At 73.4% G+C, this 18,188-nt stretch carries 14 protein-coding genes; 4 read left to right on the forward strand and 10 right to left on the reverse strand.

Annotated features, from left to right (window positions below):
• Positions 1 to 10: 10 nt before the first annotated feature.
• Positions 11 to 1,462 (forward strand): S28 family serine protease, encoded by a 1,452-nt coding sequence (locus OYE22_RS22665; RefSeq protein WP_277322104.1) that lies wholly within the window; start codon positions 11 to 13, stop codon positions 1,460 to 1,462.
• Positions 1,463 to 1,550: 88 nt separating this feature from the next.
• On the opposite strand, the gene OYE22_RS22670 is transcribed toward OYE22_RS22665, so the two are convergent.
• Positions 1,551 to 2,459: a LysR family transcriptional regulator gene (locus OYE22_RS22670; RefSeq protein WP_277322105.1), complete on the reverse strand. Its 909-nt coding sequence runs from the start codon at positions 2,457 to 2,459 to the stop codon at positions 1,551 to 1,553.
• A gap of 159 nt (positions 2,460 to 2,618) precedes the next feature.
• On the opposite strand from OYE22_RS22670, the gene OYE22_RS22675 reads away from it, so the two are divergent.
• Entirely contained in the window at positions 2,619 to 3,620 is a 1,002-nt protein-coding gene (locus OYE22_RS22675) for an EamA family transporter (RefSeq protein ID WP_277322106.1), read from the forward strand.
• Here the strand turns inward: OYE22_RS22675 and OYE22_RS22680 are convergent.
• Together OYE22_RS22680 and OYE22_RS22685 are read right to left on the reverse strand one after the other, a co-directional pair.
• On the reverse strand, positions 3,577 to 4,455 hold the full coding sequence (locus OYE22_RS22680; protein WP_277322107.1) for a sugar phosphate isomerase/epimerase family protein: 879 nt from the start codon (positions 4,453 to 4,455) through the stop codon (positions 3,577 to 3,579). The two genes, OYE22_RS22675 and OYE22_RS22680, sit on opposite strands and share 44 nt — an antisense overlap.
• A 300-nt stretch (positions 4,456 to 4,755) precedes the next feature.
• Positions 4,756 to 5,934, reverse strand: coding sequence for a LacI family DNA-binding transcriptional regulator (locus OYE22_RS22685; protein ID WP_277322108.1), 1,179 nt, complete (start codon positions 5,932 to 5,934; stop codon positions 4,756 to 4,758).
• A 594-nt stretch (positions 5,935 to 6,528) separates the two neighbouring features.
• On the opposite strand from OYE22_RS22685, the gene OYE22_RS22690 reads away from it, so the two are divergent.
• A complete protein-coding gene (locus tag OYE22_RS22690; RefSeq protein ID WP_277322109.1) occupies positions 6,529 to 8,820 on the forward strand; it encodes an ATP-dependent RecD-like DNA helicase in 2,292 nt (763 codons plus the stop codon).
• Positions 8,821 to 8,922: 102 nt separating this feature from the next.
• Positions 8,923 to 10,212 carry a citrate synthase gene (locus OYE22_RS22695; protein ID WP_277322110.1) on the forward strand — a complete coding sequence of 430 codons (1,290 nt, stop codon included), beginning with the start codon at positions 8,923 to 8,925 and terminating at the stop codon, positions 10,210 to 10,212.
• 284 nt (positions 10,213 to 10,496) lie between these two features.
• Here the strand turns inward: OYE22_RS22695 and OYE22_RS22700 are convergent, their stop codons facing one another.
• The 7 genes from OYE22_RS22700 to OYE22_RS22730 all read right to left on the reverse strand — a co-directional run bounded on the left by OYE22_RS22700 (position 10,497) and on the right by OYE22_RS22730 (position 18,033).
• Positions 10,497 to 11,069 (reverse strand): TetR family transcriptional regulator, encoded by a 573-nt coding sequence (locus OYE22_RS22700; protein WP_277322111.1) that lies wholly within the window; start codon positions 11,067 to 11,069, stop codon positions 10,497 to 10,499.
• Positions 11,070 to 11,511: 442 nt separating this feature from the next.
• Positions 11,512 to 13,071 (reverse strand): MFS transporter, encoded by a 1,560-nt coding sequence (locus tag OYE22_RS22705; protein WP_277322112.1) that lies wholly within the window; start codon positions 13,069 to 13,071, stop codon positions 11,512 to 11,514.
• Between the two features lie 895 nt (positions 13,072 to 13,966).
• On the reverse strand, positions 13,967 to 14,224 hold the full coding sequence (locus OYE22_RS22710; RefSeq protein WP_277322113.1) for a heavy-metal-associated domain-containing protein: 258 nt from the start codon (positions 14,222 to 14,224) through the stop codon (positions 13,967 to 13,969).
• A gap of 227 nt (positions 14,225 to 14,451) precedes the next feature.
• Positions 14,452 to 14,652: a MerR family transcriptional regulator gene (locus OYE22_RS22715; RefSeq protein ID WP_176161759.1), complete on the reverse strand. Its 201-nt coding sequence runs from the start codon at positions 14,650 to 14,652 to the stop codon at positions 14,452 to 14,454.
• A 188-nt stretch (positions 14,653 to 14,840) separates the two neighbouring features.
• Positions 14,841 to 15,857: a Gfo/Idh/MocA family oxidoreductase gene (locus tag OYE22_RS22720; protein ID WP_277322114.1), complete on the reverse strand. Its 1,017-nt coding sequence runs from the start codon at positions 15,855 to 15,857 to the stop codon at positions 14,841 to 14,843.
• Between the two features lie 73 nt (positions 15,858 to 15,930).
• Positions 15,931 to 16,950 carry a Gfo/Idh/MocA family oxidoreductase gene (locus OYE22_RS22725; RefSeq protein ID WP_277322115.1) on the reverse strand — a complete coding sequence of 340 codons (1,020 nt, stop codon included), beginning with the start codon at positions 16,948 to 16,950 and terminating at the stop codon, positions 15,931 to 15,933.
• Positions 16,951 to 17,109: 159 nt separating this feature from the next.
• Positions 17,110 to 18,033, reverse strand: a complete 924-nt coding sequence (locus OYE22_RS22730) for a sugar phosphate isomerase/epimerase (RefSeq protein ID WP_277322116.1) — start codon at positions 18,031 to 18,033, stop codon at positions 17,110 to 17,112.
• Between the last annotated feature and the right edge of the window lie 155 nt (positions 18,034 to 18,188).

The raw sequence follows: 18,188 nt of genomic DNA on the forward strand, positions 1-18,188 counted from the left end.
GGAGATCAGCATGCACAAGTCGCTCAGATCGCTGCTCGCGCTGGCGGTGCTCATCGGCACCGTGGGCGTGGGCAGCGTTTCGGCAGGGACGGCCACCGCCGCGCAGCCGGACGAACGGAGCACCACGGCCGCGCAGTCGGACGACATAAAGGACCGCATCCTCCGCATACCGGGGATGAGCTTCATAGAGGAGAAGCCGTACGACGGGTACCGCTTCTTCGTCCTCAACTACGAGCAGCCGATCGACCACCGGCACCCGTCGAAGGGGACGTTCAAGCAGCGGATCACGCTGTTGCACAAGTCCGTCGACCGCCCCTCGGTCTTCTTCACCTCCGGCTACAACGTGAGCACCACGCCGCGCCGCAGCGAGCCGACGCAGATCATCGACGGCAACCAGCTCTCCATGGAGTATCGCTTCTTCACCCCCTCGCGCCCGCAGCCGGCCGACTGGAAGAAGCTCGACATCTGGCAGGCCGCCAGCGACCAGCACCGCCTCTACAAGGCCCTCAAGCCGATCTACGGCAAGAAGTGGCTGGCCACCGGCGGCAGCAAGGGCGGCATGACGGCCACCTACTTCCGCCGCTTCTTCCCGAACGACATGGACGGCACCGTCGCGTACGTGGCCCCCAACGACGTGGTCAACAAGGAGGACTCGGCCTACGACCGGTTCTTCGCGCGGGTGGGCGACCGCGAGTGCCGCGCCAGCCTGACGGCCGTGCAGCGCGAGGCGCTGGAGCGCCGCGGCCGGCTCGTGGCCCGCTACCAGAAGTGGGCGGACGAGCAGGGCCGCACGTTCAAGGTGATGGGCAGCGCCGACAAGGCGTACGAGAACGCCGTGATCAGCCTGGCCTGGGCGTTCTGGCAGTACAGCCTGGAGAAGGACTGCGCGGACGTGCCGGCGCCGACCGCCTCCGACGACGTGCTGTACAACTACATCGACAAGATCTCCGGCTTCGACTCCACCACCGACCAGGGCCTGGAGGGCTACACGCCGTACTACTACCAGGCGGGCACCCAGCTGGGCTGGCCGACGGTGCGGTACGACAAGCTGAAGGACCTGCTGCGGTACCCGGGCATCGACGCGCCGCGGCACGCCGTGCCGGCCGAGATCCCGATGAAGTTCGACCCCCGCACGATGCGGGACGTGGACACCTGGGTGCGCCACAACGGTGAGCGGATGCTCTTCGTCAACGGCGAGAACGACCCGTGGGGCGCCGAGCCGTTCCGCGTGGGCAAGCGCAACGACTCCTACGTCTACACGGCGCCGGGCGCCAACCACGGCGCGAACATCGCCGCGCTGCCCGCCGCCCAGAAGGCGAAGGCCACCGCGCGCGTCCTGGACTGGGCGGGCGTCCAGCCGGCGGCCGTGAAGTCCGGCGACCAGACGGCCAAGCCGCTGGCCCCGTACGACAAGAAGCTCGACCGCCGGGACGTCTCCCGCGAGTCCCTGCTGCGCCCGTAGTGCCGCACTGACAGCCCCGGGGCGGTGACGGCCGCCCCGGGACCGAGGGGGCGCCCGAAGCAGTAGCGGGCGCCCCCTCGCGCGTGGCTCAGGCGGCGTCGCGGCGCGGCCAGTGCTCCTGGAGGAGGCGCACCGCCTCGGTGATGGACGGTCGGCGGGCGGCCCCGGGGCGCCACAGCGCGTACAGGCGGCGCAGCGGCGTCGGCTCCAGCGGTACGACGGACACACCCTCCGGCACCGGGCTACGGCCGAGCCGGGGGACCAGCGCGATGCCGAGGCCGGCGGAGACCAGCGCCAGTTGCGTGTGGTACTCGGCGACCTGGTATGCGAGGTCGGGCTCGTGGCCGGAGGCGCGCAGCGTGCGCACCAGCCAGTCGTGGCACACGGTGCCCGGCGGCTGGCAGATCCACCGCTGGTCGGTCAGGTCCGCGCGGCGCAGCACACGACGGCCGGCCAGCGGGTGGTCGCTGGGCACCAGGATGTCCGACGGGTCGTCGCCGATCACGACCCGCTGCACGCCCTCGGGGGCCGGCAGCGGTGAGATGTCCCAGTCGTGCGTGACGGCCAGGTCGATCACGCCACGGGCCACCAGATCGGGCGACAGGTGCGGGTCCACCTCGGTCAGCCGGGCGTCCAACCCCGGGTGCCGGGCGGTGAGTTCGGCGAGCACGGAGGGTAGCAGGCCACGCGCGGCCGAGGCGAACGCGCCTACCGCCAGGCGCCCCGACGGCTGCCCGCGCCGCTCCTCCAGCGTGGTCTCGGCGCGCTCCACGATGGCCAGCAACTGCTGGGCCGTGTCGGCCAACTGCTGCGCCGCGTCGGTCAGGGCGATGCCACGGCCCCGCCGTTCGAGCAGCGTGGTCCGCGTCTCCCGCTCCAGCTTCGCTATCTGCTGCGACACCGCCGACGGCGTGTAGCCGAGGGCGACGGCCGCCGCGCTGACCGACCCGTGCACGGCCACCGCGTGCAGGGCCCGCAACCGGGCCAGGTCCAACATGGTTCCCCCCCAGGGGCTCGGCACCGCGACCAAGCAGCGCCGCGCGCCACGGCGCGGGTCGCCCACGGCCGTGGCGACCGCTGCTTGTAGCACTTCTTCAACCAATCATGAAGATACTCGCGCTGGTGCTACAAGGTTCACTGCGTCGATGCTCGAACCATGCGACCCGCTCACCTCGCCCTGGCCGTGCTGATCACCGCCGCCTGGGGCGTCAACTTCGTCGTCATCGAGGTCGGTCTCGACCACTTCCCGCCGCTGTTGTTCTGCGCGCTGCGGTTCACGGCCGCCGCGCTGCCCGCCGTGTTCCTCGTGGGCCGGCCCCAGGTGCCCTGGCGCTGGGTGATCGGCGTGGGGCTGGCGCTCGGCCTGGCCAAGTTCGGCCTGCTGTTCGTCGGCATGAACCAGGGCGCGCCGGCCGGCCTCTCCTCGCTGGTGCTCCAGGTGCAGGCGGTGTTCACGGCGCTGTTCGCCGCGTTCGCGCTCGGCGAGCGCCCCGGTCCGGTGCGGCTGCTCGGCATGGGCGTCGCGCTGGGCGGCATCGCGGTCGCGGCCGTGGACGAGGGGACCTCGGGGCCCGTGCTCGGCTTCGCGCTGGTCGTGGCCGCCGCCGCGTTCTGGGGCGTGTCCAACGTGCTGACCCGCAAGGCCGCCCCGCCGGACGGGCTGCGGTTCATGGTCTGGGTGAGCGTCGTGCCGGTGCTGCCGCTGCTGGCCCTGTCGCTGGTCTTCGAGGGCCCGCAGCGGGATGTGGAGGCGCTGCGCGGCCTCGACTGGAGCGGCCTGGGCGCCATCGCGTTCGTGGCCTGGGGCACCACGCTCTTCGGCTTCGGCGCCTGGGGCTTCCTGCTACGCACCTACGACGCGTCGGCGGTCGCGCCGTTCTCGCTCCTGGTGCCGGTCTTCGGCATGTCCTCGGCGGCGCTGCTGCTGGGCGAGGGGATCAGCCCGCTGCGCTGGCTGGCCGCCGCGCTCCTGGTCGGCGGCGTCGCCCTGACCTCGTTCGCGGGCGCCGGTCGCGGACGCCCCAGCAGCCCACCGACGGGTCAGGGCCCGGCCCCGGAACCGGCCCCGAAACCAGCCGCGATACCGGACCCGGCCACTCCGGTCGTGGCCCCGGCTACGGGTGCTGGCCCGGCTCCCGCCGCTGGCTCTCCCGCGTGACCGACCCCGTGCCAGCGGCGGCGGCCAGCAGCCCGCGCAGGTGGTCCCGGCCCGCGTCGAGCAGCGTGGGCAACTCGGTCGCCTCCGGGTGCCAGCGCTTCTCGTACTCCCAGCTCACCCAGCCATCGGCCGGCGCGTCCCGCGCGGTGTCGGCGAAGTTGGCCCGTACGAGCGCGGTCAGGCACGCGGCCAGCGGCAGCGTGCCCCGGCCGAGCGGCAGCGGGGACGTGTCCTCGGCCGAGGCCACGTCCTTGACCTGCACGTAACCCAGGTGCGGGGCGAGCGCGGCGTGCGAGGCCACCGGGTCCTCGCCGCCGAGCCAGGTGTGCAGCACGTCCCAGACGGCCCCCACGCTCAGGTGCCCGACCAGGCCCAGCACCCGGCAGGCGTCGGCCGCGGTGCGGTGCGAGTCGTGGGTCTCAAGCAGCAGCCGTACGCCGAGGTCGTTCGCGTACGGCGCGACGGCGGCCAGCCGGCGGGCGGCCGTCGCGTCGGCCTCGGCGGGGTCCTGGTCGCCGCCACCGGGGAAGACGCGCGCGTACGGGGCGCCGAGGTCGCGGGCGAGCGCGAGGTGTTGCCGCAGGTCGTCGATGACCGGGCCGTCGTCGCCGGCCTCGGCGACCCGCGTATAGCCGGCGACGGCGAGCACGGTCAGCCCGGCGGCGCGGAACCGCGCCGCGACGTCGGCCCGTTCGGCCGCGCCGATGCCGACGTGGACCGGTTCCTCGGGGTGGGCTCGCAGTTCGACGCCCTGGTATCCGTGGTCCACGGCGAGTTCCACGACGTCGGGGATCGGCAGGCCGGGCACGCCGAGGGTGGAAAAGGCGAGCTTCACGCGGGCTCCTGAGCGGTCGGTGCGCACGGGCGGGCACGGCGACGCTAGGCAGCGAACGCAACCGGGTCAAACCCGCCACGGGGGCCGGCGGCCCCTTTTCCGGCTTCCCCTATTCGCCAGCGAGATGCCCGCTCAGAAGCGGGGTGCTTCGGGGGCTTTCAGGGCCTTTGTGTCGGAGGAAGGCCGGTCCTCTCCGGCGCCCCGCCTGCTCAGCAGGCGCCCTCGACCGTGGCCACCTGGGCGAGCGCTGCCCGGCGCGGGCGCGCCCGCGCCCGTTGGCCGCCCCTGTTCGGGGGCGGCTCAGCGCCCGGGCGCGGGGGGCGGCGCGGTCGAGTCCCGGATCATCAGCTCGGCGCGGATCATGGCCACCCCACCCGGCGGCGGGGCTTCCCGCCCGAGTGCCAGCCGCCCCGCCCGCGCGCCCGCCTCGTACAGGGGCAGCCGTACGGTGCTGAGCGCCGGGGCCGCGTCCGCGCTGAACGGCAGGTCGTCGAAGCCGGTGACCGACACGTCCCGGGGGATGCTCAGGCCCATGTCGCGCAGCGCGGCGTAGGCGCCGAGCGCGACCGTGTCGTTGGCCGCGACCAGCGCGGTGATGCCGGGCTCGCGGCGCAGGAGTTCGCACGCCGCGTCGTATCCGGAGGCCCGGTCGTACGCCCCGTGCACGACCAGCGGCGGCGGTTCGGGCGCCGCCGCGTGGGCCCCGCCCGGCCGGGCCTCCGGCGTCGGGGCCGGGAGGCCGTGCGCGGCCAGCGCGGCGAGGTGTCCCTCGAGCCGGTGGCGGGTGGTGGTGCGCTCGGCGGGGCCCGCGATGTAGCCGACGCGGCGGTGGCCGAGGGTGAGCAGGTGCTCGGTGAGCCGCCTGGCGCCGCCCCGGTTGTCGAAGGTGAGCGCGAGCGCGCCGGCCACCGGGGGCCTGCCGCACAGCACCACCCGGGTGCCGGCGGCGACCAGCCTGGCCACCTTGGCCGCCAGCCGCTCGGTGTGCTCGGGGCCGTCGGCCGCGCTGCCGGTGAGGACGACGGCCGCGGCGCGCTGGCGCTGGAGCAGCGTGAGGTAGGTGAGTTCGCGCTCGGGGGAGCCGTTGGTGTTGCACACGACGGCCAGCTTCTCGGCCGCCGTCGCCGGGCCGGCGGGGCCGGTCGCGGCCCTGCCCTGCGGCCCACCGGGCGCCTGGCCCGGCGCCCACGCGTCGGCGGCGGCCGGGGCGGTGGCGGGGCCCATCTCGGACTGGATGGCGCCCGCCATGATCCCGAAGAAGGGGTCGGCGATGTCGTTGACGAGGATGCCGACGAGGTCCGAGTTGGCCGCCGCGAGCGCGCTGGCCGGCCCGTTGACCACGTAGTCCAGGTCGTCGACGGCCCGCAGCACCCGGGCCCGGGTGGCCTCCGCGACCGGGTAGTTCCCGCTGAGCACCCGGGAGACGGTGGCCGGCGACACCCCGGCGCGCGCCGCTACGTCGGCCAGGGTCACCGTCATCGCTTCCGCTCCATCCGCCGTCCTTCACCCGCGCGAGCACTCACCCTCACGAACACCGCCGCCGCTCGCACCGCCGTGGTGGCCGCCGTGGGCCGTTGAGGTTATGCCCCGGCGCAAACCGCCCGCCGCCGGTGGCACCGCGCGCCCGTGGTGCCGAACCGGGGACCCGCCGACGCCGCCGCGGCGGCACGTCGGGGCCCGCGTACCCCGGGGCACCGCAGGGTAGCCGGACCGTCTCCGTGGGCGGGGAACCGGGTCACCCGGGCCCGCCGCGGACCACCGACCACGCACCACTCGGCACGGACAAAAAACAGCGGGAAACCGTGCAACCCTTCCCGCCCGCAGCGGGTCGTATGTGTCATCGGGCTTCCGCGGAGGGGAATCTGGGGGGATTTCGAGCGGAGCCAGTGGAGGGGGAAGCCTGAGGGGCCCGGTCCGTGGACCGGGCCCCTCGTGGCGTACGGGCCCTGGCGCCAGGGACCCTCGCGGGGGACTTCGGGGCGGAAGACGGGCGTACGGCCCTTGTGGCGGCGGCCCGTTCGGAGTTATCCACAGGCTCGCACGGGTGTCGGACTCCGGCGGTACGGTCGCTCCATGTTCAAGCTCGCGGTGGTCGAAGGGGTCCTGGAGCGGATCACCTACGCCAATGAGGACAACGGCTACACGGTCGCGCGGGTCGACACGGGGCGCGGCTCCGGCGACCTGCTGACGGTGGTGGGCTCGCTGCTCGGCGCCCAGCCGGGCGAGTCGCTGCGCATGGAGGGCCGCTGGGGCTCCCACCCGCAGTACGGCAAGCAGTTCACCGTGGAGAACTACACGACGGTGCTGCCCGCCACCGTCCAGGGCATCCGCCGCTATCTGGGCTCCGGACTCATCAAGGGCATCGGGCCACGGATCGCCGACCGGATCACCGAGCACTTCGGCGTGGAGACGCTGGACGTGATCGAGCGGCACCCGGAGCGGCTGATCGAGGTGCCCGGGCTCGGTCCCAAGCGCACCAGGATGATCGGCGCGGCCTGGGAGGAGCAGAAGGCCATCAAGGAGGTCATGGTCTTCCTCCAGGGCGTCGGCGTCTCCACCTCCATCGCGGTGCGCATCTACAAGAAGTACGGCGACGCCTCCATCTCCGTCGTACGCAACCAGCCGTACCGCCTCGCGGCCGACGTCTGGGGCATCGGCTTCCTGACCGCCGACCGCATCGCGCAGGCCGTCGGCATCCCGCACGACAGCCCGGACCGCGTCAAGGCGGGCCTGCAGTACGCGCTGTCCCAGTCCACCGACAACGGCCACTGCTACCTGCCCGAGGAACAACTGATCGCGGACGCCGTGAAGTTGCTCCAGGTGGACACCGGCCTTGTCATCGAGTGCCTGGGGGAGCTGGCCGAGGACCCCGAGGGGGTGGTCCGCGAGGTGGTGCCCGGACCCGCCGACGGCGAACCGATCACGGCCGTGTACCTGGTCCCCTTCCACCGCGCGGAGCTGTCGCTCGCCGGGTCGCTGCGCCGGCTGCTGCGCGGCGACGAGGACCGGATGCCCGGCTTCCGGGACGTCGACTGGGACAGGGCGCTGTCCTGGCTCGGCCGGCGCACCGGCGCCGACCTCGCCCCCGAGCAGCGGGAGGCGGTCAAGCTGGCGCTCACCGAGAAGGTGGCGGTGCTCACGGGCGGCCCCGGCTGCGGCAAGTCGTTCACGGTGCGTTCCGTGGTGGAGCTGGCCCGCGCGAAGCAGGCCAAGGTGGTGCTGGCGGCGCCCACGGGCCGGGCCGCCAAGCGGCTCGCCGAGCTGACCGGCGCCGAGGCGTCCACCGTGCACCGCCTCCTTGAGCTCAAGCCGGGTGGCGACGCCGCGTACGACCGGGACCGGCCGCTGGACGCCGACCTGGTCGTGGTGGACGAGGCGTCGATGCTGGACCTGTTGCTGGCCAACAAGCTGGTGAAGGCCGTGCCGCCGGGCGCCCACCTGCTGCTCGTCGGCGACGTGGACCAACTCCCCTCCGTGGGCGCCGGCGAGGTGCTGCGCGACCTGCTCGCGCCGGGCAGCCCGGTCCCCTCCGTGCGGCTGACCCGGATCTTCCGGCAGGCCCAGCAGTCCGGCGTGGTCACCAACGCGCACCGGATCAACTCCGGGGTGCCGCCGATCACCGACGGCCTGCCGGACTTCTTCCTCTTCGTGGAGGACGACACCGAGGAGGCGGGGCGGCTCACGGTCGACGTGGCGGCCCGCCGCATCCCGGCGAAGTTCGGCCTCGACCCGCGCCGCGACGTGCAGGTTCTCGCGCCGATGCACCGTGGCCCCGCCGGCGCGGGCACGCTCAACGGGCTGCTCCAGCAGGCCGTGACGCCCGCCCGCCCGGACCTGCCGGAGCGACGCTTCGGCGGCCGCACCTTCCGCGTCGGGGACAAGGTCACCCAAATCAGAAACAACTACGAGAAGGGGGCGAACGGGGTCTTCAACGGCACCGTGGGCGTGGTCACCGCGCTCGACAACGAGGAACAGCGGCTGACGGTGCGCACGGACGAGGACGAGGAGGTGGGGTACGACTTCGACGAACTGGACGAGTTGGCGCACGCGTACGCCGTGACGATCCACCGCTCGCAGGGCAGCGAGTACCCGGCGGTGGTGATCCCGGTGACGACCGGCGCCTGGATGATGCTCCAGCGCAACCTGCTCTACACGGCGGTGACGCGGGCGAAGCGGCTCGTCGTGCTGGTCGGCTCGCGCAAGGCGCTGGGGCAGGCCGTGCGCACGGTTTCGGCGGGCCGCCGCTGCACCGCGCTCGACCATCGGCTCGGTGGCGAAGTCCCGCGTTCCGCTTCCGCCGGGTTTCCGGAATCGGCTGTAAGGGGGCAGGATGGACACGATGGCGGCACTGAGTGCCGCAATTAGGCCCGATGGCCGACCCCGAGTGCACGTTCATCGTCCAAATGGGGGAAGGTAGAGCTAGTCAGGGCACCTCGAAGAAGAGGCACAACGTCGGTGAGGGATGACGTGAGCGACAACTCTGTAGTACTGCGGCACGGGGACGGCGAATACAGCTACCCGGTGATCGAGAGCACCGTCGGCGACAGCGGCTTCGATATCAGCAAGCTCCGCGCCCAGACCGGTCTGGTGACCCTGGACTCGGGATACGGCAATACCGCCGCCTACAAGTCCGCGATCACCTACCTCGACGGTGAGCAGGGCATCCTGCGCTACCGCGGTTATCCGATCGAGCAGCTCGCGGAGCGGAGCACCTTCCTGGAGACGGCGTTCCTGCTGATCAACGGGGAGCTGCCGACCGTTGACGAGCTGGCTACGTTCCGTAACGAGATCACCCAGCACACGCTGCTCCACGAGGACGTGAAGCGGTTCTACGACGGCTTCCCCCGTGACGCCCACCCGATGGCGATGCTGTCGTCCGTGGTCAGCGCGCTGTCCACGTTCTACCAGGACAGCCACAACCCGTTCGACGAGAAGCAGCGCCACCTGTCGACGATCCGGCTGCTCGCCAAGCTGCCCACGATCGCCGCGTACGCGTACAAGAAGTCCGTCGGTCACCCGGTCGTCTACCCCCGTAACGACCTGGGATACGTCGAGAACTTCCTCCGCATGACGTTCTCGGTGCCGGCCGCCGAGTACGACCTGGACCCCGTCGTGGTCAGCGCCCTGGACAAGCTGCTGATCCTGCACGCGGACCACGAGCAGAACTGTTCGACCTCCACGGTCCGCCTGGTCGGCTCCTCGCAGGCGAACATGTTCGCGTCGATCTCGGCGGGCATCAGCGCGCTGTGGGGCCCGCTGCACGGCGGCGCCAACCAGTCGGTCCTCGAGATGCTGGAGAGCATCAAGAACACCGGCGGCGACGTGGACACCTTCATCCGCAAGGTGAAGGACAAGGAAGACGGCGTGAAGCTCATGGGCTTCGGGCACCGCGTCTACAAGAACTTCGACCCCCGGGCGAAGATCATCAAGTCGGCGGCGCACGACGTCCTCTCCGCCCTCGGCAAGTCCGACGAGCTGCTCGACATCGCGCTCAAGCTCGAAGAGCACGCGCTGGCCGACGACTACTTCGTGGAGCGCAAGCTCTACCCGAACGTCGACTTCTACACCGGCCTCATCTACCGGGCGATGGGCTTCCCGACCGAGATGTTCACCGTCCTCTTCGCGCTCGGCCGGCTCCCCGGCTGGATCGCCCAGTGGCACGAGATGATCAAGGAGCCCGGCTCCCGCATCGGCCGCCCCCGCCAGATCTACACGGGCGTCGTCGAGCGCGACTTCGTCCCCGTGGAGCAGCGCTAACCGGAGGCGGTGGGGCGGCGGGGTGCCATCCGCCCGCCGCGTGCGGACGCGCACCCCGCTCGCCCGACGTCCCACGGACCCGCCACGCCGGGCAGGCCCCTCGCGGCCTGCCCGGCGTGTTGCTGCCCGGCGACCCGCGCGGCGGAGCCGGGCGGCCCGCCCCCCGGGGTGGTGCGGCGGCGCCCGTCCGAGCAGGACCCGCCTCACTGATCCGAGCGGGAGGCGGCCCACTCGTCCGAGCGGTACGCGGCCCACTCGTCCGAGCGGCACCCGCCCTGCGCGCCCTACTCGCCCTGTTCGTCCGAGCAGGGCAGCAGCATGCGCAGCACCTCGTCGAACTCCGCCACGCCGGGCGGGTCGTCGGTGAGCAGCGCCTGCAGCAGGAGGCCGTCGATGGCGCCGACGACGACGCGTACCCGCACCGGATCGTCGGTGTACCGGCGGGCGAAGTCCGCCGCCGCGTCCAGCCACACCTGGGTGGCCTCGCGTAGCTCGGGGCGCCGGGCGGCCTGGAGGTAGAGCTCGTACTCGGCCAGGAGCCGACCGGGTTCGGCGACCACGTCGGCCATGAGCTGGGCCAGCGTGCGGCGGCTGTCGAGGCCACCGTCCGTCGCGAGGGCCAGCCGGCGCATGCGGGCGGCGTCCTCGTACATCACGCTGGTCAGCGCCGCGCACAGCAGGTCGTCGATGCTGCGGAAGTAGTAGGTGGCCGACGCGTTGGGCAGTTCGGCCTCGCGGGCCACCGCCCGGTGGCTGACGCCCGAGGCCCCGTCCCGCTCGACCACCCGCAGCGCCGCCTCGATCAGCGCCTGCCGCCGCCGCTCGCCCTTCACGCGCCGCCCGTCCGTCGCGGGCACGCCCCCCTCGGCCCGCCCGGCCCCGGCCCGCCCCGCGGCCGTCTTCCGCCGCGCGCCACCGCCGGGGCCCGCGTCACCGTCAGGGCCGGGGCCCGCGTCACCGCCGGGGCTCGCGTCACCGTCGGGGGCCGTGCCACCCCCGGGGCCCGCGTCACCGCTGCGGCCCGCTGCGTCACCCCCGGCCGCGGGCCCGCCGCCCGGGCTCGGGCCCGGGATGCCGCCCGGGCCGGCGTCGCCCGGGCCGGCGTCGTCGTCCAGCCCCGTGGCGCGGCCCGGCCCTGCGGCGTCGCCCGGTTCCGTGGCGGCAGGGGGCCGCCCCGCCGCCACGGGGGCGGGCGGCCGGTCGGTGGCGGCCGTGTCGTCGCCGGCGCCGGACTGGTGCGCGGCTTCACGCTCGTTCAGGGCAAGCTCCCGTGGCCCGGGCGGCCGGAACGCGGTGCGTTCAGCCGCAGTCGACGTAGCACTGCTGCCGCTCGTCCGCCTCCCGTGACGCGTGCGCGGCGGAGTCGACGGGCGACGCGGGGTCCGACGCGCCGGACCCGGCGAGCACGGCGCCCGCGCCCCCGGCCCGGTCCGCGCCCGCGCGATCCGCGCCCGCGCGATCCGCGCCCGCCACGCCACGACCGGTGGCATCCGGCCCGTGGTGGGTAACGGTCGCTCCGTCCGCGAGGTCCGCGTCTCGCTGGGCGCTCTCCAGGTCCGCGTCGGTACGGTCCGTGGCGGCAGCCACCGTGACCGTACCCCCATCGCCTCCCGGAGCGGCGCCCTGGCCGGCCTTCGGCGCGAAGTCGCCGCCGGGCGGCGGCGTGACCGGCCTGGCGGAGACGGCGGCCACCAGCGGGCGGTAGCCCAGCGCCGCGACGGCGACGCAGAGGGCGCCCGCCGTGATGGCCACGGCGAAGCCACCGCGCGGGCCGAACACGTCGACCGCCGCGCCGGAGAGCGACGAGCCCAGCGCGACGCCGATGGCGAGCCCCGTCGTGGCCCAGGTCATGCCCTCCGTCAGCCGGTGCGCGGGCACGATGCGCTCGATCAGGTTCATGATCGTGATCATGGTGGGCGAGAAGAAGACGCCCGCGAAGAACACCGCGACGGTCAGCCCGATGACGCTGTTCACCAGCAGGAACGGCAGCGTGGTGGCGGCCGTCCCGAGGATGCTGAGGACCAGCAGTCGCGGTAGCGGGGTCCGTAGGGTGACGGCACCGAAGGCGAGGCCGGCGGCGCAGGAGCCGACGGCGTACACGGCGAGCACCAGTCCCGTCGCGCCGGGCTGGCCCTGCTCGTCGGCGAACGCCACGCTCACCACGTCCACCGTGCCCACGATCGCGCCACCGGCGACCAGCGCGAGCACCAGGACCCGCAGCGACCCGTCGCGCAACGCCGACCCCTCCACGGTCTGGGCCGTGCCCCGCGCCGGCGGCTCCGTGTCGCGCCGCATGACGAACAGCGTGACGCCGACGGCCAGCAGCGCGCCCGCGACCAGCGGCCCGGCCTCGGGGAACAACGTCGTGCACAGCAGCACCGAGAGCGCCGGGCCGGCGATGAACGTGACGTCCTCGATCACCGCCTCCAGTGCGTAGGCGGTGTGCAGCCTGGGGGAGTCGCGGTAGATCTCGGTCCAGCGGGCCCGGACCATGGCGGCCATGCTCGGCATGGAGCCCGCGAGCGCGGCGAGCGCGAACAGCGTCCACACGGGCGCGTCGTAGTGCGCGCAGAGCAGGAGCAGCCCGAGCGCGACCACGCTCACGCCGGTGACGGGCAGCAGCACCCGGCCCTGGCCGTACCGGTCCACCAGCCGGGAGACCTGGGGCCCGATGAGCGCCATGGCCAGCGTGAACGTGGCGGCGACGGCACCGGCGACGCCGTACTGGCCGCGCAGTTCGGACAGCATCGTGATGAGGCCGATGCCGGTCATCGACAACGGCATCCGGGAGACGAAACCAGCGGCGGTGAACGCCCGAGCGCCCGGCGCGGCGAAGAGCGCACCGTAGGGATTGGCCATCGCTACTCCTGACAGAGAAAGTGAGACGATCGTCCAAGTTTTTATCACGGACACGGCCCCGGTGCGTGGCGTCGCATGGAGCGGGTGCACCGTGAGTGGGGTCCCAAGGTGGCGTCGACGGGGCGCGGCGTGAAGAAACGGAAACCGGCGTGCGCGGGCGCGGTGTGGGTCGAATCGGGGTGCCGGCTCGCGCTTCGACGCTCCCTCACGCGGGCGGCGTGCCTGGGGCTACGGGCGTCGCGGTGGGCCGGGATCGGGCCTGGCCGGGCATGCGAAAGCGCCCCGCTACCGATCCCCCCACGGGTCGGAGCGGGGCGCTTTCTGTTCCCCGGTTCGGATTCCCCCCACGGGATCCGGCCGGGAGCCTTGCTGGCCACGAGGGCCAGGCGCCCGCGATCTGCCGGGACGCGTACATGCGGGAGGGCCGCTCAAAGCTCCCCGGTACGTCGCCCCGGCCACGCGCAGTCTGGAAACGTCCCCCAAGACGTCCCAGCACCACCCAGTTAGACTCGCGACCCCCGCGAATGGTTACCCCACTTCCACTGTGATCTGCGTCTCTTGCCATATAGGGGCGTAGTCGGGCAAGGGTCTCCATTTGAATATCTGGGCGCTCACGTATGGGTGTTGTGCGGCCTATGGGGATTTCGTGAAGACGTTCGAGTGGAAATCTCGCCGCAACCGGTCCCGTGGTCGGTGATGCCCCGTGATTCGTCGGCGGTCCACATGTGTCAGGCGCTCCCGCGGCCACTCGTCAGGGCGGGGATCGCCGAGCCGGGAACCCGCCACGTCGGGAACCCGCCGGGGTGCGGACGCGCGGAGGCCGGGCCGTGCGGAGCGCCGTTGGGCGGCTCCGTACGACCCGGCCTCGGAAGGTGCCGGTGGCGCGGGGGTGCGGTCAGGCGGCCCGGCCGGTGAGCTCGTAGCCCGCCTCGTCGATGGCGGCGCGCACGGCCTCGTCGTCGAGGGCGGCCGTCGAGACGACGGTCACCTGGCCGCTGGCGGCCTCGGCCTTGACGGACGTGACGCCGTCCAGCGCCGAGACCTCTTCGGTGACCGCGCCCTCGCAGTGACCGCAGGTCATGCCCGTGACCGTGTACACGGTGGTGATGTCGTCGGCGGACTGGCGCGATTCGGTGGGCGTCTCGGAGGTCATGGGTTCTCCTTGGGGAAGGTGGCCTGCTGGTGTCGGGGCCCTGGAGTCTCCTCCGGTCGCCCCCACGTCGGTCATCTTATACCCCAGGGGGGTATGGCGACAGAGAGGCTCGCCACGAAAACGCGCCCAGCGTCCGCGTGGCACCGGGTGTCGCCGCCCACGCCCTCCGCCGCCTCCGCCGCCCCGCCGGACCGGGCGCCAGGCCGGGCGCCGGCGCGCGCCGGGCGCTAAGTGTCGCGGCGCGAGCGGTTACCTGGCCGGCGGAGGACCCAGGCCCGGATGGTGTCCGCGAGCCAGTAGGGCTTTCCGCCCTCCACGACGTCGGGCGCCGGAAGCAGCCCGTGTTTGCGGTAGGAGCGCACGGTGTCTGTCTGGACGCCGATGTGTGCCGCGATTTCCTTGTACGACCAGAGCCTGCGATCAGTCATGTCTCGCGCCTCCCAGAGCACCGCGACCACGGCGGGGGGACCGACGGGGGTGTCGCGGTGTAACTGTCGTTGATCACTTGAGCTGCGCCCGGTGAACGACCCTGAGTGACCGGCCGCGAACACCTGTTGATGGTCTGTGACGGAAAGGCCGGGTAAGCGTGACGAACGTGACCAAGAGGCGACGGAAGTTACGAAACGTCACGGACGCGCTCATTGATTTCGGTGAGGCGTACGGGGCGGTGCTCCCGCCGTGAGAGCTCGCAAGCCTCGGCCACCAGGAGGGCGTTGAGCGCCTCATCGCCCGAGCAGGGGTTGGCCACCTCGCCTCGTACCGCCCGGACGAAGGTCGCCAGCTCCGCCCGGTAGGCGGGCTCGAACCGGTCCCAGAACCCGGCCCACGGGCGGGCCGGGCCGCGTGGGCCGGCGGGTTCGGCGGAGGCGAAGGGCGTGCGGTCGTCGAGCCCGACCACGAGTTGGGCGCGCTCGCCCGCGAGTTCCGTGCGCACGTCGTAGCCCGCGCCGTTGTAACGCGTCGCGGTCGCCGTGACCAGCGTGCCGTCGTCCAGGGTGAGCAGGGCGGCGGCGGTGTCCACGTCGCCCGCGGCGCGGAAGAGGTCGGCCCCGCCCGCCGAGCCGGTGGCGTACGCCTCGCGCACCTCGCGCCCGGTCAGCCAGCGCACGGCGTCGAAGTCGTGCACGAGGCAGTCCCGGATCAGCCCGCCGGACAGCGGCAGGAAGGCGGCCGGTGGCGGGGTGGGGTCCGAGGTGATGGCGCGGATGGTGTGCAGCCGGCCCAGCGCGCCCGCGCGCACGGCCGCACGCGCCGCCAGGTACCCGGCATCGAACCGGCGTTGGAAGCCGACCTGGAGCAGGGTGCCGGCGGCCTCCACCGCGCGCAGCGCGGCGATCGTGCCGGCCAGGTCCGTGGCGACGGGCTTCTCGCAGTAGGCGGGCAGCCCGGCGCGGGCCGCGCGGGTGACGAGTTCGGCGTGCGAGGCGGTCGCGGTGGCGATCACCACGGCGTCCGGCCGCGCCGCGAAGACGTCGTCCACGCTCGCCGCCCGCGCGCCCACCGCCTCGGCGAGCGCGCGGGCCCGGGCCTCGTCGGCGTCGCCGATCACCAGGTCGCCGACGTCGTCCAGGGCGGCCAGCGTCGCGGCGTGGAAGGCGCCGATGCGGCCGGCGCCGAGGAATCCGATACGCATGGGGCGAGTCCCCTCCGTGGGCGGCGGCGGCGGTCGCGTCAGGCAGGCCGCCGCGCTGCCGGACGACGGTGCGTCAGGCGTACAGGGCCGGGCGTTCGACCAGCTCGGTGACGGTGCGCCGGCCGGTGGTCTGGGCGGTCACGCCGGCCTCGCAGACGGCCGCCGCGGCGTACCCGTCCCAACTGCTCGGGCCCTCGACCGTGCCGCGGCGGGTGGCGTCCACCCAGCGCTGCACCTGGCGGTCGTACGCCTCGGCGAAGCGGGGTACGAAGTCCCGCGGGATCGTTCCGCCCCAGCGCCCCGCCGAGTGGGTCAGCAGGCCGGCCTCCTCGCCGGTGCGGGCGCTGCCGGACTCGCAGACCGCCTCGCAGCGCACCTGGTAACCGAAGCCGCAGTTGACGAAGATCTCGACGTCCACGACCGCGCCGCCCGAGGTCTCGAAGAGCACGAGCTGCGGGTCGCTCAGGTGCGCGGGGGCGGCGGTGGAGGGGGTGGGCCGCAGCACGGTGACGGCGGTGATCTCCTGGTCGAGCAGCCAGCGGGTGGTGTCGATCTCGTGCACCACCGAGTCGTTGATCATCATCTGGGTGGTGAAGCCGGGCGGCGTGCTGGCGTTGCGGTGCTGGCAGTGCAGCATCAGCGGGCGGCCGAACTCGCCCGCGTCCAGGACCGATTTGAGGCGCATGAACCCGGCGTCGTAGCGCCGCATGAAGCCGACCTGTACGCGGCGGCGGCCCAGGCGCTGCTCGGCCTCCAGGACCCGCAGGGCCGCCGCCGGGTCCGGCGTCAGCGGCTTCTCGCACAGCACGGGCAGGTCGTGCGCGAACGCCTGGAGCAGGGCCGCCTCGTGAGCCGGCCCCGGCGAGGCGATGAGGAGGGCGTCCACGTCGGCGGAGACCATGGCCGCCTCGGGCTCGGTGTACGCGGCGCAGCCCTCGATCCGCCCCGCGACGGCCTTGGCCCGTTCCGCGTCCACGTCCACGACCGCGGCGACCCGGGCGCCGTGGATCACCTCGTCGATGCGGCGCGCGTGGTCGGCGCCCATGCGGCCGGTGCCGATGACGGCGACCCCGAGCGGTGGCTGCTGCGGCATGTGGTGGTGCTCCTCTGTGGTGCGGGTGTGGTGCGCGTGCGGGTGCGATGCGGTGCGGGTGCCCGTGCGGGTGTGTACGCCGGGGTGTACGGGGCGCGGGGGCGCGGGGCGTACGAGGGGCGTGGCGGGGGGCGTACGGGGACGGGGGAGCGGGGTCGGTCAGGCGCCGCAGCCGCGCAGGTAGCGGCGGGTGCGTTGGGCGATGGGGAAGGGCTGGTCGGGCGGGCACGGGTACATGTCCTGTTCCACGATCGCGAACAGGTCGATGCCGAGCCCCTGGGCCGCGGTCAGCACGGGCTCCAGGGCGGGTATCCCGGTGGGCGGTTCGCACATCACCCCGCGCTGGACGGCGGGCCCGAACGGCACCCCCTGCTCGACCACGGTCGCCAGGATCGCCGGATCGACCTGCTTGAGGTGCAGGTAGCCGATGCGGTCGCCGTACGTCTCGATCAGCTTGACGCTGTCGCCGCCGCAGTAGGCGTAGTGCCCGGTGTCCAGGCACAGGCGGACCAGGTCGGGGTCGGTGGCGTCGAGGAAGCGGGCCACGTTGGCCTCGCCGTCGATGTGCGTGTCGGCGTGCGGGTGGACGACGATCTCCAGACCGTACGTCTCCCGCACCCGGCGGGCCAGGCGCTCCATGCCGGTGGTCAGGTCGCGCCACTGGGCCGAGGTCAGCTCAGGGCTCTCGATGAGTTCGGCGGTCTTGTCGTCGCGCCAGAACGCCGGAATCACGACCAGGTGGCGGGCGCCCATCGCGCGGGTCAGCTCGGCCACCTGGGCGACGTGCCGCCAGGTGGCGTCCCAGACGGCCGGGCCGCGGTGCAGGGCGGTGAAGACGGTGCCGGCGGAGACGGTGAGGCCGCGCCGGGAGGTCTCGTCGGTCAGCCGCGCCGGGTCGGTGGGCAGGTAGCCGTACGGGCCCAGCTCGATCCACGCGTAGCCGGCCTCGGACACCTCGTCCAGGAAGCGCCGCCACGGCACCTGTCGCGCGTCGTCGGGGAACCAGACCCCCCAGGAGTCGGGCGCCGAGCCGACGCGGATGCGGTCCAGAGCGGTGGGGAGGGGCTGGTGGACAGCGGCCATGGGCGGGCGCTCCTCTCGCCGGTCGGCGCTGACCGGACCGTGGGGTTCCCGGCGGGGCCGGGGCGTGTCGGGGACGGACGGCCTCGCTGGGTAGCTTTCCCGCCGCCCCACACGCTGTCAAGGGTTCGTCCTGACATAAGGACGTCACGTCAAAA

This window comes from Streptomyces sp. 71268 (genome assembly GCF_029392895.1).
GTDB lineage: Bacteria > Actinomycetota > Actinomycetes > Streptomycetales > Streptomycetaceae > Streptomyces.